This is a genomic window from Streptomyces sp. CA-278952, from assembly GCF_028747205.1.
In the GTDB taxonomy this organism is placed as follows: domain Bacteria; phylum Actinomycetota; class Actinomycetes; order Streptomycetales; family Streptomycetaceae; genus Streptomyces.
The window spans coordinates 181,530-205,591 of the sequence record NZ_CP112880.1 but is presented as its reverse complement, the minus strand read 5'-3'; the positions used below and the strand labels follow the sequence as shown (position 1 = coordinate 205,591).

The following is a 24,062-nucleotide window of genomic DNA, read 5'->3' as shown; positions in this document are numbered from 1 at the left end:
CCGGCAGGCAACCCCCGAAATCTTCGCCGCCGCCCATCGCCGCGGGTCTCGTCGGCCCCCGGGGGCCGGTGGGCGCAGGGGGCTCGACGTACTTCGCGCACCGGGCCGGACGGCGACCGTCCGGTCACCGGCGGGGCGGCTCAGGTGCGGGGCGGCCCGTCCTGGTCGCGGTCCGCCCCGAACTGCTGCTTGAGCCTGTCCTGACCGGTGTCGACGTGACCCTTGTACTTGCCCTTCGTGCGGTCGTCGACCATGTCGCCGGCCTTGTCGATGCCCTTGCCGGCGTGCTCCTCGTGGCCCTTGAGCATCTTCTTGATCTTGTCCAGTGCGGACATGCGTCCTCCTCAGTCGACTATGCGCCCCCCATCTCAAGGGTCACCGCACCGGGCACCGCCCGCATCCGCGCCGAGGGACGCCGCGGGCGCCGACAGGTGGGACGGGGCGGCCGGGAAGTGTGAAGCCGCGCCGACTGGGCACATACCGGTTGACCAGGAGGAGGTGGTGGCAATGGGCCGCATCCGAGTTGTCGTCCGTCGTCCCCCGCCCCCTACGGGGCCGCCGCCGCTGGATCTGCGCACCCCGTCCGGCCGCCCCCTGCCGTACTGACCGTCGGCGCCCCCGCCCTTCGAGGCATCGGTGCGCAGTACGCGCTACCGATGGTCCGGGTGGGGGCCGCCGTCGAGCGGGCCGTGCCGCCGTTCTCTGTCCTCGTACCGCGCCGAGGCCGGCCCCGACAGCGGCGCCAACTGGTCCACCAGGGCCTCCAGCTCCTCGACGGCGTACTCCGTCTCGCGGCGGATGTTCTTGTGCTCCGCGACGACGGCCCCGAGCAGCAGCGCGGTGAGCGCGACGCTTCCGTTGAGCAGCGAGAGGTTGGCCATGATCTCCATCAGGCTGTGCCCCGCGAACGGCCCCACTCCGTCCGTACCGGCGATGATGGCGAGCACCGAGACGACCAGGGCGCACGGAGCGCTGCCGGGCAGCTGGAAGCGCAGGGCCGCCCAGATGATCACCGGGAACACCAGATAGATCATCGACAGCGAGCTGCGCGTGGCGATCAGCGACGACGCGACCACGACGACCGCGAGGACCGACGCCTCCAGCCACCGGTCGGAGGGGCGGGGCCACCGCACCCCGCGCAGGACCAGCAGCACGGGGGCGACCACCAGGACCCCCATCACGTCCCCCGCCCACCAGGACGACCAGACCAGCCAGAAACGCCCCGGCGGAACCTTGCCGTCGAGCAGCAGCGTGAAACTCCCGATGGTGGCGCTGATCAGCATCCCCGCGAACGCGCCGAGGAAGACCAGGCAGATCCCGTCCCGCAGCCGGACCAGCTCACTGCGGAAGCCGACCCTCCGCAACAGGGCGTACGAGGCGAGCGGGGCCACCGTGTTGCCGAACATGATGGCCAGACTGCTCACGGTGAACGCGCCGCCGGTCTCGAGGACTGCCAGCAGCGCGCCCAGCGCGATGCCCGGCCAGACGCGGACGCCCAGGCACAGCAGAGCGGCCAGGGCGATGCCGGTGGACGGCCACAGAGGTGTGACGACCGCGCCGTCCACGACGACCTGCCGCAACAGCCCGAGATGCCCCGACAGGTAGTAGGCGCCGGCCACGCCCAGGATCTGCGCCACGTACACGGCCCGACGTCTGGCTTCCTCGGTGCGGATCACACCACTCATCAGACACCGGCCACGATGGGACTCGGCAGGTGACACGCGCGGTACGGTCCGGCGTCACCGAGGTCCGCGGCGGGCGGCGGCATGCCGCAGGACCAGTACGGCGGCATCGTCCTCGTGCCCCGTCACCTCCGTCGCGCGCAGGACCTCGTCGGCCAGCTGCGCCGCGCCTGCCCCGACGTGCGCGGCGACCAGCTGCCGTACTCGCTCCAGGCCGTCCTCGATCAGCAGCGACGGCCCCTCGACGACCCCGTCGGTGAGCAGCACGATCGCCCCGTCGGAGTCGAGGGTGCGGCGGGTGACGGGATAGCCCTCGCCCGGCTCGATGCCCAACGGCAGGCCGCCCGGGTCCTCCGTGACGCCGGACCGCCCCTGGGTGGTGGCCCACACGCATGCCACGTGCCCGGCTCTCGCGCTGTGCAGCTCCCAGGTCGTCGGATCCAGACGCATGAACGTACAGGTCGCGAAGAGGCCCGAGTCCACGGACACCAGCAGATCGTTCGTCCGGCCGAGGATCTCGCCCGGATCGGACGCCGTGCCCGCGATGGCCCGCATCGCGATGCGGACCTGCCCCATGAAGGCGGCGGCCTCGACATCGTGCCCCTGTACGTCGCCGATGGCGAAGCCGAGGGCCCCGTCCGCGAGCGGGAAACCGTCGTACCAGTCGCCGCCGATGTCCAGACCGTGGCGGGCGGGCGCGTAGCGTGCCGCGGACTGGAGACCGGGGACCGTGGGCAGGGCCGCCGGAAGCATGTCGCGCTGGAGCGCCTGCGCCAGTTCCACCCTGGCCTGGTGGAACTCCACCTCGCGCCGAGCGCGGGCAGTGAGGTTCTGCAAGGTGTTGAGCAGGTCTTCGGCGCTAGCTGAGCGGGGAGTCCGACGCCGGTTCATGTGCCGCTCCGCGGTGCGTTATGTCCCTGAATCATATGGCGGGCGTCCTTGAGCGGCGACTGCGGGCGCTTCCGCGTAGCCGCGGGCCCCGGGGCCCGCTCAGGACCGCCGGGCACGGTACAGATCGCGGAGCAGGGCGATCTCGGCACCGTGGTGCAGCACCTCCTGGTTGACCCACCAGACGATGTCGACGAAGGGATCCTCGGCGTCGCTGCCGTTCGGGTACGTGCTGTACCCGACGGTGTCCAGGGCCACGTCGTCGGCGGTGAGCAGGGCTTCGCGCCAGGCTGCGGACGCGGTTTCGAAGGCGGCCACCGCCCCGGCGGCGTCCCCCGGAGTGCGGTAGCCGTCGCGCGTGAGCGTCCTGCCGCCCCAGGTGTGGTCGGCACGGAGAGTGAGCATTTCGGCGAGATGGCTCAGACGCCACGCGATGGTGGTGAACGGCGGCGGGAACGGATGCGGGGAGTCCGCCGAGTCCCGCCCCCAGCCGCCGGCTCCCGCCAGAACGGTCGCCCGCGCCCCGGGGGCGTCGCCGCGACGGCGTACGGACCAGCAGTCGGGCACGGGTTCCCAGAGGTGTTCGTCGTCGCCGAGAGGGGTGACGCCGATGTCGACGCCGTTGCCGCTGTCCATGACGGGACCGGCCAAGCGGGCGAGCAGCCGCTCGCAGGCGAAGTCGAACTGTTCCAGCAGCGGGACCAGACGCGGTGGGAGGATCATCGGTGGAGCGTGTCACGGCGACCGGGCGGGCGCGCGCCCATTTCCGGCGGCCAACGTGCCGCTCGCCCGGACCGGCGGGGTGCGGCGGACACTGGCCGGATGGACCCGCGTACCGAGCCGTTGTCAGTGCCCGGTGGGATGCTGCCCGCATGGACGAGCTGATGAGGCAGCGACGGGTGTACGGCACCGACCACGACGACCCCCGCCCCGGGCCGAGGCCGGGGCACGACTACCGGGAGCTGGTCGGCGGCCCGCTCGACGGGCTGCTGCTCGACGTCACGGGCTGGGGCGAGGCGGACCTGCGCGACGGCGTCGGGCTGGTCACCGAGATCGGCGCCTACGGGCCCGGAGGACGCGCCGAGTACGGACCGCGGTCGCCGGACAGCCACCAGTGGGACTGGCGCGGCGACGTGCGGTGAAAGGCCGGGTGGTGATGGCAGGGGCGGCAGGAATCGAACCTGCGACCTACGGTTTTGGAGACCGCCGCTCTGGCCGCTGAGCTACGCCCCTTGGTTACGGGTGGAGTCTGGCACGCGCGTGCCCCCACGCCAACAGATTTACGTGGGCGCGGCGTTGAGCCCCGTCGTGCGGAACGGCCCCACGGCCGGCCGGCCGGGGCTCCGGATGCGGCGCGGCGCCTCCTCCGGGATGCCGGGCAAGCTGGGGGAGGGGCTGCGGGCCGGTCGGGGCTGTCCGATAGGTTGGCCGGTCATGTGGGCTTTGAGCGCGGTCGGGCACCGTCGGCTGGGTGTGGCAGGATCTCTGGCGATCGTCGCCGGCGGCTGGTTCGCCGGGAAGCTGCCGGTCCATGACCCCTGGGGCCTGTGGACCGACCACGGGTCCGCCACGAAGGCGGCGGCGGCCGTCCTCGCCTACGTCGGACTGACCGTGCTCGTCGTGGCCTGGTGGCAGTACGGCAAGATCGCCTCCACCGCCCGCGAGACCCTCGTCACCCTCGCGTGGTGGACGGCCCCGTTCCTGCTCGCGCCCCCGCTCTACAGCGCCGATGTCTACAGCTACATCGCCCAGGGCTCGATGGTCGTCGAAGGGCACGACGTCTACACCGTCGGCCCCTCCGCCCTGGACCCCGGCGGCATCGGCGGCGACGCCGCCGCGAGCGTCGGCAACCACTGGCGCGACACCCCGGCCCCCTACGGACCGCTCTTCCTGCTGCTCTCCGCGGCCGTCGCCTGGATCACCGGCGGCACGATCGTTCCGGCAGTCCTGGCGATGCGGCTCGTCGCGCTCGCCTCCCTCGCCCTGATCGTCTGGTCCCTGCGCCGCCTGGCGCGCGAACACGGCCGCAGCGAGAGCCGCGCCCTGTGGCTGGGAGCGCTCAACCCCCTGCTGCTGATGCACGTGGTCGGCGGCGTGCACAACGACGGGCTGATGATCGGCCTGATGCTCGCCGGCCTGGTGCTCGCGCTGCGCGGCAGGTGGATCTCGGGCAGCGCCCTGGTCGGCCTCGCCATGATGGTGAAGTCCCCGGCGGCCGTGGCACTCCTGTTCATCGGGGTTCTCGTGCATGCGTCCGCGACCGGCCCCCGATGGCGCCGCTGGGCCATGGGACTGCTCGCACCCGGCCTGATCGCCTGCGCGGTGGCCGGAGGGGCCACACTGATCAGCGGCACCGGATTCGGCTGGCTCCGCACCCAGGGCGTCGCCGCGAACATCCACACCGCGCTCTCCGTCACGAGTGACATCGGCCTCGGACTGGGAGAGCTGGCCCAACTGCTTCTGGGTGTCGACGCGGAATCCGTCAAGTCCGCCGTCCAGACCCTGGGCCTGGCGGTGGCGCTCGGGGCGATCGTCGTGCTGGCCCGGCGTGCGATGCGGGGCGCTATGGCGCCGGCCCACGCCTTGGGCCTCTCCCTGCTCGTCCTGGTCGCCCTCTCGCCCATGGTCCAGCCCTGGTACCTGCTGTGGGGCATGGCCGTCGTCGCCGCGACCGAACAGTACGGCCGCCTCTCCGCCGTCCTGATCGTGCTCTCGGCGGCGTTGGTGTACGAGACCCACCCCATGGGGGCCACCCCGCCCTACGGATTCGTGCTGGCCGGCCTCGCCGCCGTCCTCGGCACCCTCGCGCTCCGGCGTACCCCCGTCGTGCCGCGCGGCGTCCGGCTGCCCGGCCAGCGGGGCCCCGCGGACCCGGCGGGCTCGGAGGAGAACCAGGACACCTCCGTGTCCACCGCCTCGCCCGCCCCGGCGCCGCAGAGCGCTCCCTGAGCGCTCCCTGAGCGCTCCTTCAACACCTTCCCTCGACGCCCGGCAAGATCATCGGCTATGCTGCGCGGGTCCTGTTGTCTCCGATAGAGGTGGACGTTGCGCATCTGAGGCCCGCGATCATCGCGCGGTACGGCCCTGGCCCGTACACGGTCACGACGCTGTCGGCATTTCTGCCGCCCGTGACTTCCGCGTGAGTGCGACCTCGGTGCTGAGCCGTCCCTCACCTTCGCAGGACGGTTCTTCCCGCCACCTTCCGGCCCCGGCCGGGTCGCCGCGTGCTGTTCGCATACGAAGCCCCCCGTTCCTCCCCGCTTCCGACTGCGAGAACCACATGAGTCATCCCACCGCGCCCAGCGCCTCCGTGGCAGCCTCCAACCTCACCTTCCGGTGGCCCGACGGCACGAACCTCTTCGACGGGCTCTCCCTCACCGTCCCCAGGGGCCGCACCGGTCTGGCCGGAGCCAACGGCGCCGGCAAGTCGACCCTGCTGCGCCTGTTCGCCGGACTGCTGCGCCCCTCGGAGGGGTCCGTCACGGTCGGCGGAAACCTCGCCCACCTGCCGCAGAACATCACCCTGGACACCTCCCTGCGCGTCGATTCGGCCCTCGGCATCGCCGAGCGGCGGGCCGCCCTGCGCGCCATCGAGTCCGGAGACGTACGGGAGGAGCACTTCGAGACCGTCGGCGACGACTGGGACGTCGAGGAGCGCGCTCTGGCCACCCTCGGCTCCCTCGGGCTCGGCGCCGTCGAACTGGACCGCACCGTCGGGCAGTTGTCCGGCGGGGAGACCGTCCTCCTGCGCCTGGCCGCGCTGCTCCTGGAACGCCCGGACGTCCTCCTCCTCGACGAGCCGACCAACAACCTGGACCTGTTCGCCCGCCGCAGGCTCTACGACGCCGTCGACTCCTGGCGCACCGGCATCCTGATCGTCGTCAGCCACGACCGGGACCTGCTGGAGCGGGTCGACCGCATCGCCGAACTGCGATCGGGCTCGGTCAACTGGTACGGGGGCGGCTGGTCCGCCTACCAGGAGGCCCTGGCCACCCAGCAGGAGGCCGCCGGGCGGATGCTGCGCGCCGCCGACGCCGACGTACGCCGTCAGCAGCGAGAACTGGAGGAGACCCGGATCAAGGTCGCCCGCCGTCAGCGCCACGACAAGAAACTCGACGGCCAGCGGAAGGCCCCGCGCATCGTCGCCGGGGAACGCAAGCGCTCGGCCCAGGAGTCCGGGGACCGGCTGCGCGGGCTGCACGAGGACCGGCTCGACGAGGCCCGCGAGCGAAGGGAGGAAGCCGCCGAAGCCATTCGCCGGGACGCCGAGATCAAGGTGAGCCTGCCCCACACCGCGGTGCCCGCGGGCCGCACCGTCCTGACCGTACGGGACCTGAGCCTCCCCTACGGGCGGCTGCGCGAGGGCAGCCTCCAGGTGAAGGGACCCGAACGCATCGCCCTGGTCGGCCGCAACGGCGCCGGCAAGACGACACTGCTGCGGGCGCTCACCGGGGAGCTCGCGCCGAGCACCGGGGAGGCCACGGCCGCGGTGCCGCTGAAGTTCCTTCCGCAGCGGCTGGACGTCCTCGACGACGCCCTGAGCGTCGCCGACAACGTCGCCCGAACAGCCCCGGGCACCGCCGACAACCAGATCCGCTCCCAGCTCGCCCGGTTCCTGTTCAAGGGGGCCCGCGCGGAGCAGCCGGCGGGCACCCTCTCGGGCGGCGAACGCTTCCGGGCCGCCCTCGCGGCGACCATGCTCGCCGCCCCCGCCCCCCAGCTGCTTCTGCTGGACGAGCCGACGAACAACCTCGATCTGGCCAGCGTGCGGCAGCTGACGAGTGCCCTGGAGTCCTACGAGGGCGCGCTCGTCATCGCCGGCCACGATCTGCCCTTCCTGGAGTCCGTGGGCATCACCCGCTGGATCCTGCTGGACGACACACTGCGTGAGACCGACGCCCAGGAGGTCCGCGCACTGCTCGGAAGCCCGCAGCCGACCCCGGCGGGCACGGCGTGACACCCACCGCACGATCGAAGGAGGAAGAGATCTTGATGGGCACCGACCTCGGACCCTGTGTCGTACTGATCACTGGAGTGATGGCCGCGGGGAAGTCCACCGTCGCCCAGCTCCTGGCGGAGAGCCTGCCACGCGCGGTCCATGTGCGCGGAGACGTCTTCCGCCGCATGATCGTCTCCGGCCGGGCGGAGATGACACCCGGCGAGGCGGAAGAGGCGCGGAGCCAGCTCGACCTCCGCCAACGGATCTCGGCACAGGTGGCCGACGCCTACGCGGACGACGGATGGACGGCCGTCGTCCAGGACATCGTCCTCGGTGAGGACCTGCCCCGCTACGTCGACAGGGTCCGCACCCGTCCGCTCCACGTCGTCGTGCTGGCCCCCTCACCCGCGGCCGTGCGCGAAAGGGAGGAAACCCGGGCGAAGACGGGGTACGGGGAGTGGACGGTCGAAGCGTTCGACGAGCTTCTGCGGAGCGGGACGCCCCGTATCGGCCTGTGGCTGGACACCTCCGGTCAGACGCCCAAGGAGACGGTTTCGGCCATCCTCGACGGGCTGTGCGGTGCGGGAGGTTCAGGTGATGAGGCCCCTCAGGCCGCTTCGTAGTGGTGGGCCCGCCCGCCCCGCCACTCCACCCAGACCGGATTGTCGAGGATCCGGTCCGCTTCTTCGAGGCCGGCCTCGTTCAGGAACACGATCACGTCGTGGTCGCTGTGGGCCAGCCCGAGTATCTCGTCCCGGCCTTCGTAGTGCACGGTCACCCGGCGGCCGCCCGAGGGGGTCGGCCGGTGGATGACGATCGGGGGATTCGCCATGGGTCCACCCTGCGACGCGCCCCGCACCCTCGCATCCCCGGCCCGCCCCCTCCGACGGCGGGCAGAAGCCGCTCCTGAAAAGGCTCCCGCGCCCTCCCCGGGGGCCGGGGAGGGCTTCAGCGCCCGGCGGTCGAGAGTTCCACCGTTGTGGTGACGCGCACCAGGGAGGGCCTGCGCGGGGCGGAGCCGAACCCGAAGGCGACGGGCGGATCAAGCGGGGCGAGCCGCCCCAGGCCCGCCCCGTCCAGCACGGCGTCGGCGGCCACGACCGGCCGCAGCCCCCGCGCCCCGTACCACTCCCGCCGCCCGGGACCCGCACGGCCCAGGGTGCGTACCCCGGGCATCAGCAGCCGGGCCGGCACGTCGCACAGCGCGGCCCAGAGCGGGCTGCGGGCGAGCGGGGCCGGTACGGCGGACAGCAGCAGGCCGAGGGCGGAGCGGCGTCCCGCCCGCAGCCGCAGACGCAGCGGCCCCGCCTCGACGAGCCAGGTGTCGCCGGCGACCGTGACGGTCACGGGCACCACCTCGACCCGGTCGAAGCGGTACGTGGCGGCGACGAAGTCCGCGATCCGCCGGGACGGGGCCAGCAGGACCCGTACGCCGTCGGGATGCTCGACCATGACGTCGCTGAACGCCCCGAACGGCGAACGCGGCCAGTGGCCGACCACCAGCCGGGTGCCCGAGGCGGTCCCCACACCGGCGATCCAGCCGTCGAACCGCAGTCGCTCACCTGTCACGCCCGCCAGTCTCCCCCGTCACGGGCGACGGGGGGAGGACCGGCGACCGGCGCGCGGCGGACCCCGCCGCCGTACGGGCTACTCGAAGCGGGACGTGTCCCCGGCTCCGCGGCGTACGATCTCGGGCTCGTCGCCGGAGAAGTCGATGACCGTGGTCAGCTCGGTGCCGCAGTCGCCCGAGTCGATGACGGCGTCCACCTCGTGCTCCAGCCGCTCCTTGATCTCCCAGCCCTGCGTCAGCGGCTCCTCCTCGTTTGGCAGCAACAGGGTGCTGGAGAGCAGCGGCTCGCCGAGCTCGGCGACGAGCGCCTGGGTCACGACGTGGTCGGGGATGCGCACGCCGACGGTCTTCTTCTTCGGGTGCAGCAGCTGGCGGGGAACCTCCTTCGTCGCCGGAAGGATGAAGGTGTAGCTGCCGGGCGTCGCCGCCTTGACCGCCCGGAACACGTCGTTGTCCACGCGGACGAACTGCGACAGCTGCGCGAAGTCGCGGCACACCAGGGTGAAGTGGTGCTTGTCGTCGAGGTTCCGGATCGACCGGATCCGGCCGAGGGCGTCACGGTTGCCCAACTGGCAGCCCAGCGCGTAGCACGAGTCGGTCGGATACGCGACGAGCGCACCGGACCGGATGCTGTCGACCACCGTGCTGATGGTGCGGGGCTGGGGATTTGCGGGGTGCACGTCGAAGTACTTGGCCATTCGCCGAGCTTACGCGCTCGGGCCGGACCGGCAGAGCCCTCCGCCGGGAAGAGTGGGAGGCGGCCCGTCGGACGACGGGCCGCCTCTTCTTCCGCTTCGCGCGGTGGAGTTCACCGCCGGGCCGGTCAGACCGCGGCGGCCCCCACCAGCTCGTCCAGTACGTCCTCCATGGTCACGAAGCCGATCACCGTGCCCTTGTCCCCGGCGACCGCCGCGAGATGCGTACCGGCTGCACGCATCGCGGTGAGGGTGTCGTCGAGCGGGGTGTCGATCTCGACCCGGATGACGGGGTGGAGGGCGCTCGTGGGCAGCGCCTTGGTGCGCTCCGCGACGCCGAGGGCGTCCTTGATGTGGAAGTAGCCCAGCAGCCCGTCGTCGGGCCCGGTGACCGGCAGCCGGGAGAATCCCGAGGCGACGGCGGCCCGCTCCAGACCCTGCGGGGTGATGCCCAGGTCGACGGTGACGGTCCGGTTCAGCGGGACCATCACCTCGCCGACCGGCCGGGTTCCGAGCTCCAACGCGTCCCGCAGACGCTCCCCGTCGGCCGGGGCCAGCAGCCCGGCGTCGCTGGAGTCCTTGACCAGCCGCACGAGCTCGTCGTCCGTGAATACCGAGGCGACCTCGTCCTTGGTGTCGACCTTGAGCAGCCGCAGCAGCATGTTGGCGAAGGCGTTGATGCCGAAGATGACCGGCCGCAGCGCCCGGGTCAGGCCGACCAGGGGCGGCCCCAGTGCCAGCGCGGTGGCGACGGGGGCGGCGAGCGCGATGTTCTTCGGGATCATCTCGCCGATGAGCATGTGCAGATACGTCGCCAGCGTCAGCGCGATCACGAAGGCGATCGGGTGGACCAGCGCCTCCGGCACGCCGACCGCGTCGAACGGCGGCTCCAGCAGATGGGCGATGGCCGGTTCCGCGACGGCGCCCAGCACCAGGGAGGAGATGGTGATGCCGAGCTGTGCGGTGGCCATGGCGGCCGACAGGTGTTCGAGGCCCCACAGGGCGCTCTTCGCGCGTCGGCTGCCCCGCATGGCCTGCGGTTCGATCTGGCTGCGGCGGACCGAGATGAGGGCGAACTCCGCGCCCACGAAGAACGCGTTGGTGAGGAGGGTGAGCGCGCCGATGGCGAGCTGGATGGCGGTCATCGGGCGTCCTCCTCCACGAGGGCCGGCGCCGGTGCGGGCGCGCTGATCCGGACCCGGTCGGCCCGGTGGTGCTCGATGTCGAGCACGTCGAACTGCCAGCCGTCGACCTCCACCCGGTCCGTACGGACCGGGATGCGGGCCAGTTGGTTGGCCAGGAGACCGGCGAGCGTCTCGTAGGGGCCTTCCGGCGCGTCGAAGCCGATCCGGTCGAGCTGGTCCAGCCTGATGCTTCCCTCGGCCTCCCAGACCGGGCGCCCGTCGCCGAGCGGCTCGACCGGTGCGAGGTCGGGGCGCTCGTGGGGGTCGTGCTCGTCGCGGACCTCGCCGACGACCTCCTCGACGATGTCCTCGACGGTGGCGACCCCCGCCGTACCGCCGTATTCGTCGATCACCACCGCCATCGTCCGGTGCTTGCGCAACTGCGCGAGCAGCCGGTCGACGGGCAGCGAGTCGGGTACGAGGAGCGGCTCGGTCGCCAGGGCCGTGACGGGCGTCCGGCCCCGCTCGGACTCGTCCAGGGCGAGCACATCGCGGATGTGGACCGTGCCGATGACCTCGTCCAGGCTGTCCCGGTAGACCGGGAAGCGGGACAGGCCGGTGGCCAGGGTCAGGTTGGCGGCGTCGGCGGCGGTGGCGTGTGCCTCCAGCGCCCGGACGTCGACGCGCGGCGTCATCACGTTCTCGGCGGACAGCTCCGCCAGGTGCAGGGTGCGGACGAACAGCTCGGCCGAGTCCTGCTCGATGGCGCCCTCGCGGGCGGAGTGCTGAGCGAGCGCGATCAGTTCCTGCGGCGTACGGGCGGAGGCCAGCTCCTCGGCCGGCTCCAGGCCCAGGCGGCGCACGAAACGGTTCGCGGTGTTGTTGAGGTGCCGGATCAGCGGAGCGAAACAGGCCGTGAAGGCACGCTGCGGGGTCGAGACGACCTTGGCCACCGTGAGCGGGCTGGAGATCGCCCAGTTCTTCGGGACCAGCTCACCGATGACCATGAGGACGACGGTGGAGACGGCCACACCGAGGAGGGTGGCGACCGTGGACACGGCGCCGGCCGGAAGTCCGGCGCCCTCCAGCGGGCCGCGCAGCAGTACCGCGAGGGACGGCTCGGCCAGCATGCCGATGACCAGGGAGGTCACGGTGATGCCGAGCTGGGCGCCGGAGAGCTGGAAGGTGAGCCGCTTCGCCGCCTTGAGGGCGCTCTCGGCACCACGCTCCCCGGCCTTCACCGCGCGTTCGAGCTCGCTGCGCTCGATGGTCGTGAGCGAGAACTCGGCCGCGACGAACACCGCGCATGCCAGTGTCAGCGCGAGGGCGAGGAGAAGAAGGGCCACTTCGCTCACCGTGTCACCTCCGTCCCCTGGTGCGTGGGGTCAGGGATGACACGGTTCGTACTGGGAGGCTCACCCATTGCGGTGCGCAGCTCCTTCTCTGTTCGGGGCGTCGGGATCGACGGTGGACTGCGGGTGTGACCCCGCCCCATAGATAGTAAAGGGAACGCAAAGCAATGGGGAGTGGCGGGTGTCACACGGAGCGCCGCCCCGGGTGGCCCTGAAGGTCGTGATCGAGGCGGACAAGCGCGCCGGACCGCTCTCCGACGGCCACGACACGGTTCACCGCTTCACCGTCTCACACCACACGGTTCTTCCGTCCGCCGCGCCCGCCCCGTCGGTTGCCCCCGTGGATCAGCTCGTCCCGGAGACGGCCGGCTGCCTCAGCCGGACGACCAGCGAGCCCCGCTCGGGGCCAGACGGTCGGCGAGAGCGTCCAGATCCGGCACGAACCAGATGTCCCGGCCCCGGTTGGCCTCGCGAACGAGGTCGGGGAGGGCCGAACTGGCCGACAGATGATGGCCGATGTCTCCGAGGACGACGAGGCGGAGCCGGTAGTTCGCGAACTTCTGCAGGATGGCTCCGGCGAGGCCGGTGCTCAGGTCGAAGAAGCGGTCGTCCAGCCGCGCGGACGGCACAGCGACCACCTCCGCACACGCGAACGCGGCCCCGATCAGGTGGTCGAGGGCGTCCTGAACGTCGGCGATGGTGACTCCGGTGGCGTCGCACACCAGGACCGGAACGCCGTGGTACTCGACGACGTCAGGCACGATCCACCCCCTGTGCGGACGTGGAGGCTGAGCTGAACAGGCCGCTGTCCGGGCCCAGCAGGCCGTCGACCATGTGCAGCAGATCGGCGGTGGCGGCGGCGCCACCGAGAATGACGATCTTCATCCGGGTTCGCTCCTCGTCGTAGACCGTCTGGATACGCAGAGGGTCCGACGCGTCCCGCCCGGACTGCGCGCCCGCCATGACGAACGTGCTCAGCCGGTGTGCGGCGTCCGGACCGAGCGCGTCGATCTGCACGATGCTGGACACCTCGACATGCCCCGGCACGTATGCCGGTTCCGGGGCCGTGTCGTGCGTCGGCCGACCGGTCAGGGCGGCCAGATCCTCCTTGTAGATCCGGTACTGCTTGCCGATCCGGACAGCCTTGAGCCGGCCGTCGCGCACGTAGTTCCGGACGGTCCGCACATGCAGCCCCAGCAGCTCGGCCACCTCGCCGACCGAGTAGAGCTCCCGCTCGTCATTCCCCATGACTCCGTATCCTACGTTAAATGTCTCTCAAAAGGACTCTCATGCGCGATGATAGCGCGGTTTAGGGAGCATCGTGGCTGCGGTCACCTGCCTCGGAGGTACTCGGCGGGTGCGACGAAGCCCCGAGTAGGACAGTGGGAAAAGCCCCTAGTGGCGAGGTGGAGAACGAACGGCCGCCCACGCACGCGACCGCCCACGGACAAGGAGCCCCATGAACGCCGAACACCGGCCGCCGGATCCCCGGCACCAGCGCCCCGAAGGCGTGAGCGACACGACCGTCGAGGCCCTCGGAGCGCTCTCGAAGGCACTGGAGACCGCCGAGCGTGCCCGCGGCGCCCTCTACGACTTCCATCAGCTCACCGGGAGTGCCGACCTCGGGCTCGACGACGCCGTACGACTGCTCCGCGCCGCGGGGCACGGACAACACGCCGAGCGGGTGGAACGGGAGATCCTTGGCCGCAACGTGATCCCCGGGCACTGGACCTTCCAGATCGTCGAGGAGTACAACGCCACCTACTACGACGTGTTCCGGACGATCGAACGAAAGATCAGGCAGGAGCTCGCCGAGGGCCGCGACCACCTCTACGAGGCCGAGATGAAGGCGACCCGGCGGACCGAGGGGCATCCGGACCACACGGCCGAGTGACGGTCGGTCGCCGTCCTCCGGGAACCCGCCCCCTGCCGTCACCGAACGTAGCCGCACGAGATGCGGACCGGGCGGACTCCGGTGACGCTGGGGCTCCGGTCACGCGCGCAACGCTGGTTGCCGACGGAGGACCGAAGACGGAGGACACCCCATGAACCTGTACGACACCCCGATGGAGCGAGCCCGCCGCAACCGCGAGCGCGCCGAGGAACTGGGCCGTGCCGCGGACCGGGCCACCGACCCCGAGCACCGGCAGCGGCTGCGGGAGAAGGCGCTGCGGCTGCTGCGCGAGGAGCCGACGGCCGAGTCCCGTCCTTCCTGAAGGTCTGTCGAACTTCCTGAAGGTCTGTCGAAGTGGTCGCGTTCGAACGCGACCACGCCCTAATCCCTGACTTTGAGGAAGCGCATCCGGGTCGCGCCATTGCTGTCGGTGCCGCCGGCCTCGGCGTCGGAGACCTTGCCGCCGGTGGGGACGAACATCAGGTGCAGGCGGACCGTCCGGGGGCCGGAGGCGACCGTGTACTCGGTCATGATGTGTGTCGTTCCACCCTGCTGCTCCTGCCTCGCCGCGTTGATCGCCGCGATCTGGGTGAAGCTCGTCAGGAGGGTCTCCGTGGTCTCGTCCCTGAGCCAGCCGATGATGTAGCCGCTGCCGCCGGTTGCGGAACCGAGCGCGTACCGTACGTCGCTGTCGATGTGGTAGACGCCGGCTTCGGGGAGCACGATGTCTGACTCGGGGATCGGCACGTCGGTACCGGCCCGGGCCAGGAGGTCGGCATGCTGCCGCTCGGCGTTGAGGAACGCGCTCACCGGCGTGAGGCGGGCGCCGATCTGCCACCTCTCGGGGCAGCCGGGCGCCCCGGTGACATCGATGTCCACGGACCGTTCGACGCCGCTGTTGCCACCGGGAGCGAGCCCCGTCAGGTCGATCCGCGGCACGAGCAGCCCGCCGGTCGTGTTCCGTGCGGCATTGCACGGGGAGGGGTCCAGAGAAGGTGTGTCGGGTGCGTACAGACACCCGTCGCTGCCCCGGGTGATGGCGTTGTCCCGGTCGGTGGAGATGCACGGAGGGCGGGCGGTGGCGCAGCCGTCCTGGCAGGAGGAGACGACCGGGATGACCGGCGGGACGGGGGCGTAGGGGGCCGAGCCGTCGAGGGTGTCGGTCGTGCAGGTGACCGCGCCGTCGCAGTTGCGGCAGGTCGTACGGAGGAACGGTCTGCCGCAGCCCGGGGCGGATGCCTGGACGGTGAGGACGAAGCTGTCGACGGTCCACTGTTTGGGGCCGACTCGGCAGGCGTCGTCGTTGCCGGTCTCCAGGTTGAGCTCGACGACGATCTTTCCCGCGAGGACGTCCGCGAGGGGCACGGTGGTCGGTGGGATCACACCGTTGTCGTCTCCACCCGCCGGCAGATCGGGTGGGCCCAGGAGATCGGTGCGGACCGGGGTCGTGCCGTTCCACAGGGCGAAGCGGCCGTAGAGCCGGCAGGCCGGATTCCTGCCGTCGTTGTGGACGTGGACCGAGGCGCTGACCGTGACGCTGGTGGGGCTGGAGCGCAGTGACGCGGGGTCGATGTGCACGACGCCGGCGAGCCAGGTGTGCTGGCCGTTGTGCGTCCCGTCGTCGGCCGGGAACACTCCCGTGCCACTGTCCAGGATGGTCTGGGCGACGACAGGGTCCAGTGCGGCATGGGTGTTGGCGATGGTGTAGTAGGGCGTCGGATCGGTGGTGCTCGCGGTCGCTGTGACCCGGTACGGCGCGGAATCGCGCAGAGGGGTCGTCTCGCAGTGCTCGCACGGCTTGGAGCCGGGACAAGCCACGGGAGGGCAGGCCGGAGGGGAGGGGCGACAGTCGCCGATGGAGATCGGTGACTGCCCGCAGCCGCATGCGCTCATGGGTCAACTCCATGGGGGGAAAGGGCGTTGCTGGTTTCGCTGGGTTCCGTGCAGCCGAGGAGTGGAAGAAGACCGCCCGGCGGCCTCTTCGCCGCGGGTGTGTCCGACCTGACGTCGACCGTCATCCGGCCGCGTGTTCCCGCAGCCGGCCATGTCCTTGGGGTGGGAAAGGGAAGGGGCCATGTCGGCCCGCTGCTGCGATTCCGCTACTGGGCAAACCGCCGTGAGCGCTTGGACATTGACCTATCTGATGCCCGGTCACTTGTCTTCTTCGTTGCCATCTCCAAGGTACTGTCCCGTGATCTGTCGGGCATTACCCCGTAAGAGTGGATGATTCCCCGTCGAGGCGGCAGAACGCTCGTACTTCCGTCGGCGTCTCGCCGGTGTGCGGGACATGTCGATTGCCCGGGCGGTCGTCGCGCGGGTAGCGTCACGCGCCGTGACCCCGACTCTGCGCACCGAGAGGCTCCTGCTGGAGCCGTACGTCCCCGAGGACGAAGAGGACTTCGTCGCCCTGTTCCAGGACACCGAGGTGTCCCGGTGGATGGGTGACGGCCCTTCCACCGAGGCGGAGGACCGTGCCCTGTTCAAGCGGGTCTTCACCAAGGTCTACGCCCGGGACCTGTTCGCCGTGTGGGCTGTGCGCCGAGACGGGCTCCTCGTCGGGCATGCCGAGATCAAGCGGACCGATGCCGTCGACGGCCACGAGATCATCTATGCCCTGGCCCCCGCCGCATGGGGGTCCGGCCTGGGAACCGAGCTGGCCAAGGCTGTCGTCGCCCACGGTTTCGGCACCCTCGGACTGACCGAGGTCCACGCCACGGTCGCCGCCGCGAACGAGGCCTCGCTGACTCTGCTGGGCAGAATCGGTTTCGAGCACACGAGGGACATCGAGGAGGACGACGGCAGTACCACCCGCGTGCTGACCCGTCACCGCTGAGGCGAAGAACCCGCCCATCACCCGGCCGGGCCCGCGGAGCCGCCCGATGCACGCTCCGTCCAGCCCGGCGTGGGTGTCCCCGTCGCCACACCTTCAAGCGGCGGCCGCCCGGCGGGGATTCACCCCGTCGGCGCCACGATCGCGCCCTCCACGCCATGCCGCTTCAGGGCGTCGGCGACAGAACCGACCGTCTTCATCTCCTCCACAAACGACGCCAGCAGCTCCTGCGCCGCCGTCCCTCGCCCGGCCGGCACCCCCATGGCCTGCCGGATCACCATGAACCGCCCCGGCAGCACCCGTAGCCCCTCGGCCCGCGCGGCCTCGGCCTCCAGCAACTGCCGGATACCGGCGGCCACCTCGACCTCACCCGCCCGCAGGGCCGCGAGCGCGCGAGGGGCACCTTCCAGCCGGACGATCTCGGCCCGGCGGATCTCGCGGGTGAGGAAGAGGTCGTACGCGGACCCGGCCCCGACCGAGATCCGGGTGCCCTCGCGGTCCACCTGGCCGTTCTCGGAGACCAAGGACGCCTCCGGCACCAGATACGCGCCCTCGATGAGGACGTACGGGGCGGTGAACCGCAGCCCCTCGCCCCGGGCGGGATCGACCGCGAAGAATCCGATGTCCGCCCGCTCGGCCCGCACCGCGTCGACCGACAGCGCGGCCCTCTCGAAGGCCATGAGCTCGACGGGCACCCCGAGCCGCCGCCCGAACTCCCTCGCGAGGTCGACGGAGACCCCGGCCGGTTCGCCGCTCGCCGGATCCCGGTGGGCCAGGATCGGATTGCCGAGGTTGATCGAGGCACGCAGGGCGCCGCCGGGCGCGAACGTGGAGGCGAGGGCGGGAGACGCCGGCTGCTGAGTCATGGCGCCGAGTCTACGAGTGGGCCCACCGCGGTCGAGGGGCGTACGCCACGGCCCGAGCGGCGTACGGGACGGCTGCCCCTGTGCCCGCCGCGGTCGCAGGATGCGGGTCCGTCCACCGTCCGGGGCTCCGGGGCTCAGACCCCCACCGTGCCGTCCACCCCTTCCCGCAGCAGGTCCGCGTGACCGTTGTGGCGGCCGTACTCCAGCAGGACGTGCACCATGACCATGCGCAGCGAGACCTCCTTCTCCCAGCGCGGCTGACGCCCCACCAGGTCAAGGGAGGCCGCCTCCCGTTCGATACGGCGTGAGGTCTCCACCTCGGCCTCCCAGGCGGCGAACGCCTCGGCCCGGGTCGAGGCGTTCGCGTTGTACGCCGCCTGGAAGTCGAAGGGCTTCCCGGACCACACCATGGGGGCCGTCCCGTCCTCGAAAACCCGCCGGAACCAGGCGCGTTCCACTTCGGCCAGATGCCGTACCAGAGCCAGCAGGGACAAGGTGGACGGCGGCATCGACCGCTCGCGCAACTCGTCGTCGCCCAGCCCCGCGCACTTCATGGCGAGGGTCTCCCGCTGGTAGTCGAGAAAGGCCCTCAGCGTCTCGCGCTCGCTCCCCAGCAGGGGAGGCGCGATCCGGTCGTCGTCCGTCATGATGCTGTTCCCCACTCCGTGTTCCGGCCGACAGTATGACCGGCCGACGCCTGCGAACGGCCGCCTTCCGGAGGCCCTGCGCCGACGCGGTTCAGGACAGCCGTACCTTGACCGTCTGCGTCGCGCCGCGCGTCCCGGAGAGGTCGCCGAAGACCAGGCGCAGCGACGCCCCCGTGGTCGCCGATGCCACCGTCGCCGGCTTCGACACGACCGAGACGACGGCCCGGTTCCACGTGAGCGTCAGGCTCGTCCGCATCCGCATGGGGTCACTCACACAGACCGTCGCCGTTCCGTCGGCGTGCTCGGTGACCATCACCGAGCACGGGGCGTCCGCCACCAGCGGCCCGACGCTCCCGCCGAACCAGAAGTTGACGGCGGTCAGCCCGAGCCGGTCAACCGCCACCCCCTGCTGATCGTCCGTGTTGGCGAGCACCCGCAGCCAGCCGCTGTCCGCTGCCCGTGCCGCCGTGCGCTGTTCGGACGCGCCGGGCAGGAGCTGGTACGCGTACGTGGCGTCCGACGGGTCCTGGCCGTGGTCGAACCAGAGGGTGAGGTATTTCCGGGAGACCGGATCCGTGGAGCCCGCCCTGTTGATGTCGCGCCAGCGGCCCGTCCGGTCCTCCCGCAGTGCCTTTACGGTGGCCCCGCCCGGGAAAACGTAGCCGCCATGACCGGCGAGATGCGCCCAGGAGGCTCCGGTCAGGGTCGCCGACCAGGGGAACGTGAGAGGTTTCACCGAGCCGTCGACGGTGAACGGTGCGTTGCCCGTCGGCCCGAGATTGCGGTTGTCGACGGTCGTCTCCACGGCCGCGCCGTCGCGGCCGTGGATGCCCGCGCCCAGGCACACGACGGTGTCGTCGAGGAAGAACCACGACTTCTTCGCCATCAGCGTGCTGGACAGTCCCTTGAGGTACTGCCCCACGGCGGCCCGCTTCTTGTCCGTGACCCCGCCGACCCAGTTCACATCGGGGAGCGAGATGCCCCAGTCGCCGCCCGCCCCGTCGGCGAGTACCTTGCGCGAGGCCGTGGTGCCGGGTAGCCGGTACGGGTCGACGGTGGGCCAGAAAGCGTCGCTGTACTGGCCGTTGGCAAAAGCGTCACCCCACCAATAGAGCATCCCCGACCCGGTGTGCCAGCCGCGCAGGTTCTCGCCGTTGCCGGCCTCGTAATAGGTGATCCGCCGGTCGGCCATGCTCAGTGACGCCGCCCAGCCCGGACGGCGGTGGGTGGCCCGCGCCATGTCGGGAAAGAGCCGGTGGCCCTCCGGCTCGGGGACGGGAGTGAGCGAGGTGTCGTCCAGGACGTCCTTGATCCGGGCCAGCGCGGTGAGCCCGAGCGAGGGGTTGCTCAGCGGCGGGCTGTAGTAGTCGCGCTGCGCCCAGCCCTTGACGAGCCCCCGCCACCGGCTGTTCTCGGCGGCCGACGCGCCACGGCCCAGCAGCACGACGGAGGCGAGGATCGGGTGTCCGCGCCGGTGGTCGTCGACCTCGCCCCGGCTGATGGCACGCCCGGCGACGGCGTCCATGACGAGGCCGTTGAAGAGGAACGGGGCCCACGCGTTCTCCACCGCGTCGAACACCACCTGCCGCTTAGGGTCGGTGACCTCCCAGGCGGTCCCCTTGAGCAGCGCGAACAGCAGGCCGAGCCCGCCGAGCATCACCGATCCGTAGCTGCCGGTGTACGGGACGGTGGTGTGCTGGATGAACGAGCCGTCGGCGTACAGGCCGTCGCCCCTGGTCACCAGGGGGAAGACGGGGGAGAGGGCGTCCCGGGCCAGCGCGATCTTCGCCGCGCTTCCTCCGACGACCCCGCGCAGGGCCAGGACCCGGCACAGGTCGACCCGGTTCGCGCCGGTGCTGGTCCCGGTGTACGAGGCGACCGCCGAGTCCGGTACGAAGTGGTCGACGGCGGCGCAGTAGCGCGTGAGCCGCTCCGGGGCGATGGCGTCGTACATCAGCACGCACACGTCCAGCAGGGCCTGCGGCGCGCCGATCTGCCAGCTGTACCAGTTTCCGTACCGGACTCGGCCGTCGTTGTAGACCTGGGTGTTGAGGTGCTCCAGGCCGGTGAGCACCGCATCGCGCAGCCCCGCGTTCCCGGTCAGGCCGGTGCCGTGCTGGCGGTAGGCCTGGGCCAGGGTGTTCAGGCGGATGAAGCTGTCGGCCATCCGTCCCGAGAGGACGTACGACTCGGCGTCCGTGTCCGGGTCCGGATCGGCGAACACCGCGTCGGGCCAGAGCGAGCCCTCCGCCGGCGCCATGGTCTCCAGCAGGCGCGAGGCCTTCGCGCCGAGCTCGGCCAGTCGGCTCTTGAAGGGTTCGGCGGTCGGGCTGAACTCCTCGCCGAGGATCAGCGCGCTCCAGGTGGTGCGGAGTGCTACGTACGGATCGTCCTCGGGGGTGGCGGCGGCGCCGGGCGTGGCGAGCATCAGCGCTCCGCCGCCGGCGGCGGAGAGCGCCGCTGAGGTGGCCAGGAAGGTACGGCGGGACCAGGCAGAAGTCATGGGGGAGCTCCGGGTCGGTGACGTGTCTCCGCGGGGAACCCGGCGCGCAGGACGCTGAGCTGTTCCCGGGATCCGACTGTTCTGAGCGGGCGGGCACTTTCTAGCAGCCGCCAGACGACTCGCTCAATGACTTTGGCCGAATTGATCGTATCGATCGTTCCTCGGGGTGTGTGAGTCCGGTCCGATTGAGAACCGGCGTGCGCCGGTCGCACCGGGGCGGAATCCCGCTCGGATCGTTTCGAGCGCATGTGATCGATATGGTTGAGGCATGCCGGACAGGACCCGGGAGGCAGCCGTGCGGGAGCAGGAGTCCGAGCGGTTCCCGTCGCCCGGGCGGCGGCCGATCGGCCGCCGGAACACCGTCAAACCCGAGCCCAGGGGGATCCATGCGACTGCACGTCGATCAGCGCCACGAGCGGGTGCTCGAGCTCGTCCGCGAGCGCGGCAGCCTGCGCGTCGCCGAACTCGCCGAGGAGCTCGGCATGTCCGCTGTCACCCTGCGCCGGGACGTCGAGGCGCTGGCCGCGCAGGGCCTGGTGGAGCGGCTGCACGGCGCGGTGGTGTGGCCCACCGGGCAGTCCCGCCCCGCCCCCGTCGCCGCGCCCCCCGCCGAAGGGCTGGTGGTGGGCATGGTGGTGCCGACCACCGACTACTACTACGCGGACGTCGTGCGCGGCGCCCGGCAGACCGTCGAGGCCGCCGGCGCCCGCCTGACGATCGGGCTCTCCCGCTATCTCCCCGACGAGGACGCCGCCCAGGCCCGCCGGCTGCTGTCCACCGGTGCCGACGGCCTCCTGCTGACGCCCAGCTGGGAGCGCGGCTGTCCGGAGCAGGGCGAGGGGCTGTGGGCGGCGGAGCAGAAGGTCCCGGTCGTCCTGGTGGAACGCTCGGCGCCCCTCGGCCATCCGGCGGCGGGCCTGGACCGGGTGCGCTCGGACCATGCGCACGGCGCCGCCGAAGCGGTGGCGCATCTGGCCGGGCTCGGGCACCGGGCGATCGCGCTCGCCGTGCAGGACAGCCCGACCGCTCCCCGGCTCCGGGTCGGATACCGGGCCGCCGTGGAGGCGTTGGGGCTGACCCGGGTGTCGGCCGCGCCGCTGGACGACGCCCCCTCGCGGTCGGAGGCGAAGCGTTTCGAGCGGACCCTGGAGTACCTGTGCGAGGCGGTGGCGAGCGGCAACGTGACCGCCGCGATCGTGCACAGCGACGCGGACGCGATCGTGCTCATCCCGCGGCTCCAGGCCCGGGGCGTGCGGGTGCCCGAGGACCTCGCGGTGATCGCGTACGACGACGAGGTCGCCGGCCTCGCCGATCTGCCGCTCACCGCCGTGGCCCCGGACAAGCACGCCGTGGGGGCCGCCGCCGCCCGGCTCCTGCTGGACCGCCTGGGTGTGACGGAGCCCGGCGCGACGGATCCGAGGGCGGGCGAGGCGGGCCGGAGCTCCGCCGCCCGCAGGCACCTGGACATCCTGCCCAGCCTGCGGATCCGGGTCTCCTGCGGGGCGGTCGCCGCCGCCCCCTGACGGAAGAAGTTCCGCGCGAGGAGCCGTGCCCGGGCCAACAGGCCCTGCGGGTACGGCTCTTCGGGTGTCAGGGCGACGATGGCTCGGAGCGGGGACTCGGACTCGTAGGTGATCGATTCGATTGAATTGGTCATTTGCTCTTGACGGCGATCACTTCTGCGCAAAATGATGTGTGCCGTTCACCTCATCTCCCGCGCAGTTCGAGGTCCCGTAGGAGCCGGCCCATGCCCTGTAACGCCCGCACGTCCCGCCTCGCCCTCGCGGCGTCCGCCGCCTCACTCGCCCTGCTCGTCACCGCCTGCGGCGGTGGGTCGGGGTCGGACGCCTCGGGTCCCGGCGACGGCAAGCCCGTCACCCTCACCTTCTGGTCGTCCGCACTGGGCGCCGAGGAGACGGCCGACGCGTTCAACAAGACGCAGACCGGCATCAAGGTCACATTCTCCATGGTGCCCGCGGGGCCCGAGGGCGTCACCAAGCTGTCCAACGCGGTCAAGGGCGGCAACGCCCCCGACGTGGCCACCATGGACTACTCCGCCCTGCCCGAGTACGCCAGCGAGGGCAACCTGGTGAACCTCACGCCCACCTCCGGAGAGCTGGTGAAGAAGGAGTTCCCCGAAGCGGTCCAGTCCCTGGTCAACCTGGGCGGCTCCACCTGGGCGGTCCCGTTCGACGTCACGCCCATCCAGCTCTTCTACCGCAAGGACCTGTTCAAGAAGCACGGCGTCGAGGTGCCGACGACCTGGGCCGAATACCGTACGGCCGCCGAGAAGATCCAGCGGGCCGACCCCGATGTCGCCATCACCAACTTCGGCGGCGGCGACCCCGCCCTGCTCTCCGGCCTCGCCTGGCAGGCCGGCGCCCGGTGGTACGGCACCAACGGCGACGCCTGGAAGGTGAACATCGACGACCCGGCCTCCCGCAAGGTCGCCGCCTACTGGGACGACCTCCTTGGCGACGGCCTCGCATCGAAGACCCCGCTCTGGGGCGAGGGCGAGGCCAAGGAGCGCTCCACCGGCAAGGTCGCCACCGTGATCGGCGCCGCCTGGAGCGCCGGGACCTTCCCCGTCAGCTACCCCGACAGCAAAGGCAAGTGGGGCATAGCCCCCCTGCCGACCTGGGACGGCAAGCCGAGCACCGGTATGTACGGCGGAACCTCCTACATCGTGCCCAAGGGCAGCGAACACACCGAGGCGGCCGCCGAGTTCATCAAGTGGGTCACCACCGACCCCGCGGCCATGACCGCCCGCCTCAGCTCCCTCGAGGCCCCCAGCAGCGCCCTGCCCGCCAACGAGGGCATGCGCGCCGCGGCGGCGAAGGAGTTCGACACCTCCTACTTCGCCGGCCAGGACGTCTACGCCATGGCCGGCGAGGCCGCCGACACCATCGTGCCCGGCTGGACCTGGGGCCCGGTGCAGCAGCAGGTCGTCTCGGCGCAGATGGCCGCGGGCAGCGACCACACGAAGATGCTCAGCTCCGGTCAGGCGAAGGGCGAGAGAGCGGTCACCGATCGCGGTCTGAAACTCGACAAGTAGCAGCACGGCTGCCCGGG

24 protein-coding genes and 1 tRNA gene are annotated in these 24,062 nt (G+C 71.5%); 9 read left to right on the top strand and 16 right to left on the bottom strand.

What is annotated here, in order from left to right; genetic code table 11:
- Positions 1–140: 140 nt before the first annotated feature.
- The 4 genes from N7925_RS00860 to N7925_RS00845 all read right to left on the bottom strand — a co-directional run bounded on the left by N7925_RS00860 (position 141) and on the right by N7925_RS00845 (position 3,293).
- Positions 141–335, bottom strand: a complete 195-nt coding sequence (locus N7925_RS00860; RefSeq protein WP_265597555.1) for an antitoxin — start codon at positions 333–335, stop codon at positions 141–143.
- Positions 336–650: 315 nt separating this feature from the next.
- Positions 651–1,676: an MASE1 domain-containing protein gene (locus tag N7925_RS00855; protein WP_274346375.1), complete on the bottom strand. Its 1,026-nt coding sequence runs from the start codon at positions 1,674–1,676 to the stop codon at positions 651–653.
- 63 nt (positions 1,677–1,739) lie between these two features.
- Positions 1,740–2,573: a PP2C family protein-serine/threonine phosphatase gene (locus tag N7925_RS00850; RefSeq protein ID WP_265597553.1), complete on the bottom strand. Its 834-nt coding sequence runs from the start codon at positions 2,571–2,573 to the stop codon at positions 1,740–1,742.
- Between the two features lie 99 nt (positions 2,574–2,672).
- The gene (locus N7925_RS00845) at positions 2,673–3,293 is read right to left on the bottom strand and encodes a DinB family protein (RefSeq protein WP_274342697.1); all 621 of its coding nucleotides are present in this window, start codon (positions 3,291–3,293) and stop codon (positions 2,673–2,675) included.
- A gap of 149 nt (positions 3,294–3,442) precedes the next feature.
- Between N7925_RS00845 and N7925_RS00840 the strand changes: the two genes are divergently transcribed.
- A complete protein-coding gene (locus N7925_RS00840) occupies positions 3,443–3,712 on the top strand; it encodes a hypothetical protein (RefSeq protein ID WP_003964175.1) in 270 nt (89 codons plus the stop codon).
- A 15-nt stretch (positions 3,713–3,727) separates the two neighbouring features.
- Here the strand turns inward: N7925_RS00840 and N7925_RS00835 are convergent.
- Positions 3,728–3,803, bottom strand: a tRNA-Trp gene (locus tag N7925_RS00835).
- A 240-nt stretch (positions 3,804–4,043) separates the two neighbouring features.
- Here N7925_RS00835 and mptB point away from each other — a divergent pair.
- From mptB to N7925_RS00820, 3 genes are all read left to right on the top strand, one after another.
- Complete coding sequence (gene mptB, locus N7925_RS00830; protein WP_274342696.1) at positions 4,044–5,519, top strand: polyprenol phosphomannose-dependent alpha 1,6 mannosyltransferase MptB; 1,476 nt, start codon at positions 4,044–4,046, stop codon at positions 5,517–5,519.
- Positions 5,520–5,850: 331 nt separating this feature from the next.
- Entirely contained in the window at positions 5,851–7,527 is a 1,677-nt protein-coding gene (locus N7925_RS00825) for an ABC-F family ATP-binding cassette domain-containing protein (RefSeq protein ID WP_265597549.1), read from the top strand.
- A gap of 35 nt (positions 7,528–7,562) precedes the next feature.
- On the top strand, positions 7,563–8,132 hold the full coding sequence (locus tag N7925_RS00820; protein ID WP_274342695.1) for an AAA family ATPase: 570 nt from the start codon (positions 7,563–7,565) through the stop codon (positions 8,130–8,132).
- On the opposite strand, the gene N7925_RS00815 is transcribed toward N7925_RS00820, so the two are convergent.
- The 7 genes from N7925_RS00815 to N7925_RS00780 all read right to left on the bottom strand — a co-directional run bounded on the left by N7925_RS00815 (position 8,117) and on the right by N7925_RS00780 (position 13,498).
- A complete protein-coding gene (locus tag N7925_RS00815; RefSeq protein WP_003964170.1) occupies positions 8,117–8,341 on the bottom strand; it encodes a hypothetical protein in 225 nt (74 codons plus the stop codon). The two genes, N7925_RS00820 and N7925_RS00815, sit on opposite strands and share 16 nt — an antisense overlap.
- Before the next feature lie 116 nt (positions 8,342–8,457).
- Positions 8,458–9,078 (bottom strand): hypothetical protein, encoded by a 621-nt coding sequence (locus N7925_RS00810; RefSeq protein ID WP_265597547.1) that lies wholly within the window; start codon positions 9,076–9,078, stop codon positions 8,458–8,460.
- A 78-nt stretch (positions 9,079–9,156) separates the two neighbouring features.
- Positions 9,157–9,777 (bottom strand): L-threonylcarbamoyladenylate synthase, encoded by a 621-nt coding sequence (locus N7925_RS00805; protein WP_274342694.1) that lies wholly within the window; start codon positions 9,775–9,777, stop codon positions 9,157–9,159.
- A gap of 125 nt (positions 9,778–9,902) precedes the next feature.
- Positions 9,903–10,919 (bottom strand): hemolysin family protein, encoded by a 1,017-nt coding sequence (locus N7925_RS00800; RefSeq protein ID WP_265597545.1) that lies wholly within the window; start codon positions 10,917–10,919, stop codon positions 9,903–9,905.
- Complete coding sequence (locus tag N7925_RS00795; RefSeq protein ID WP_265597544.1) at positions 10,916–12,253, bottom strand: hemolysin family protein; 1,338 nt, start codon at positions 12,251–12,253, stop codon at positions 10,916–10,918. Before N7925_RS00795 ends, N7925_RS00800 begins: the two co-directional genes overlap by 4 nt.
- Before the next feature lie 371 nt (positions 12,254–12,624).
- Entirely contained in the window at positions 12,625–13,011 is a 387-nt protein-coding gene (locus N7925_RS00785) for a DUF4180 domain-containing protein (RefSeq protein WP_274342693.1), read from the bottom strand.
- Entirely contained in the window at positions 13,004–13,498 is a 495-nt protein-coding gene (locus N7925_RS00780; RefSeq protein ID WP_265597542.1) for a helix-turn-helix domain-containing protein, read from the bottom strand. Before N7925_RS00780 ends, N7925_RS00785 begins: the two co-directional genes overlap by 8 nt.
- Before the next feature lie 211 nt (positions 13,499–13,709).
- Between N7925_RS00780 and N7925_RS00775 the strand changes: the two genes are divergently transcribed.
- A complete protein-coding gene (locus N7925_RS00775; protein WP_274342692.1) occupies positions 13,710–14,144 on the top strand; it encodes a hypothetical protein in 435 nt (144 codons plus the stop codon).
- Positions 14,145–14,295: 151 nt separating this feature from the next.
- Positions 14,296–14,466: a DUF6381 family protein gene (locus N7925_RS00770; RefSeq protein ID WP_265597540.1), complete on the top strand. Its 171-nt coding sequence runs from the start codon at positions 14,296–14,298 to the stop codon at positions 14,464–14,466.
- Between the two features lie 59 nt (positions 14,467–14,525).
- On the opposite strand, the gene N7925_RS00765 is transcribed toward N7925_RS00770, so the two are convergent.
- A complete protein-coding gene (locus tag N7925_RS00765; protein ID WP_274342691.1) occupies positions 14,526–16,037 on the bottom strand; it encodes a hypothetical protein in 1,512 nt (503 codons plus the stop codon).
- Between the two features lie 439 nt (positions 16,038–16,476).
- On the opposite strand from N7925_RS00765, the gene N7925_RS00760 reads away from it, so the two are divergent.
- Positions 16,477–16,977 (top strand): GNAT family N-acetyltransferase, encoded by a 501-nt coding sequence (locus N7925_RS00760; protein WP_265597538.1) that lies wholly within the window; start codon positions 16,477–16,479, stop codon positions 16,975–16,977.
- Positions 16,978–17,096: 119 nt separating this feature from the next.
- Here N7925_RS00760 and N7925_RS00755 read toward each other — a convergent pair whose 3' ends face one another.
- The 3 genes from N7925_RS00755 to N7925_RS00745 all read right to left on the bottom strand — a co-directional run bounded on the left by N7925_RS00755 (position 17,097) and on the right by N7925_RS00745 (position 20,990).
- Positions 17,097–17,840 (bottom strand): transporter substrate-binding domain-containing protein, encoded by a 744-nt coding sequence (locus N7925_RS00755; RefSeq protein WP_265597537.1) that lies wholly within the window; start codon positions 17,838–17,840, stop codon positions 17,097–17,099.
- A gap of 134 nt (positions 17,841–17,974) precedes the next feature.
- Positions 17,975–18,487: a DinB family protein gene (locus N7925_RS00750; protein ID WP_265597536.1), complete on the bottom strand. Its 513-nt coding sequence runs from the start codon at positions 18,485–18,487 to the stop codon at positions 17,975–17,977.
- A gap of 91 nt (positions 18,488–18,578) precedes the next feature.
- Positions 18,579–20,990 carry a polysaccharide lyase 8 family protein gene (locus N7925_RS00745; protein ID WP_274342690.1) on the bottom strand — a complete coding sequence of 804 codons (2,412 nt, stop codon included), beginning with the start codon at positions 20,988–20,990 and terminating at the stop codon, positions 18,579–18,581.
- A gap of 386 nt (positions 20,991–21,376) precedes the next feature.
- Between N7925_RS00745 and N7925_RS00740 the strand changes: the two genes are divergently transcribed.
- Positions 21,377–22,513 (top strand): substrate-binding domain-containing protein, encoded by a 1,137-nt coding sequence (locus tag N7925_RS00740; RefSeq protein ID WP_274342689.1) that lies wholly within the window; start codon positions 21,377–21,379, stop codon positions 22,511–22,513.
- Positions 22,514–22,737: 224 nt separating this feature from the next.
- Entirely contained in the window at positions 22,738–24,045 is a 1,308-nt protein-coding gene (locus N7925_RS00735) for an ABC transporter substrate-binding protein (RefSeq protein ID WP_265597533.1), read from the top strand.
- The last annotated feature ends 17 nt before the right edge of the window (positions 24,046–24,062 follow it).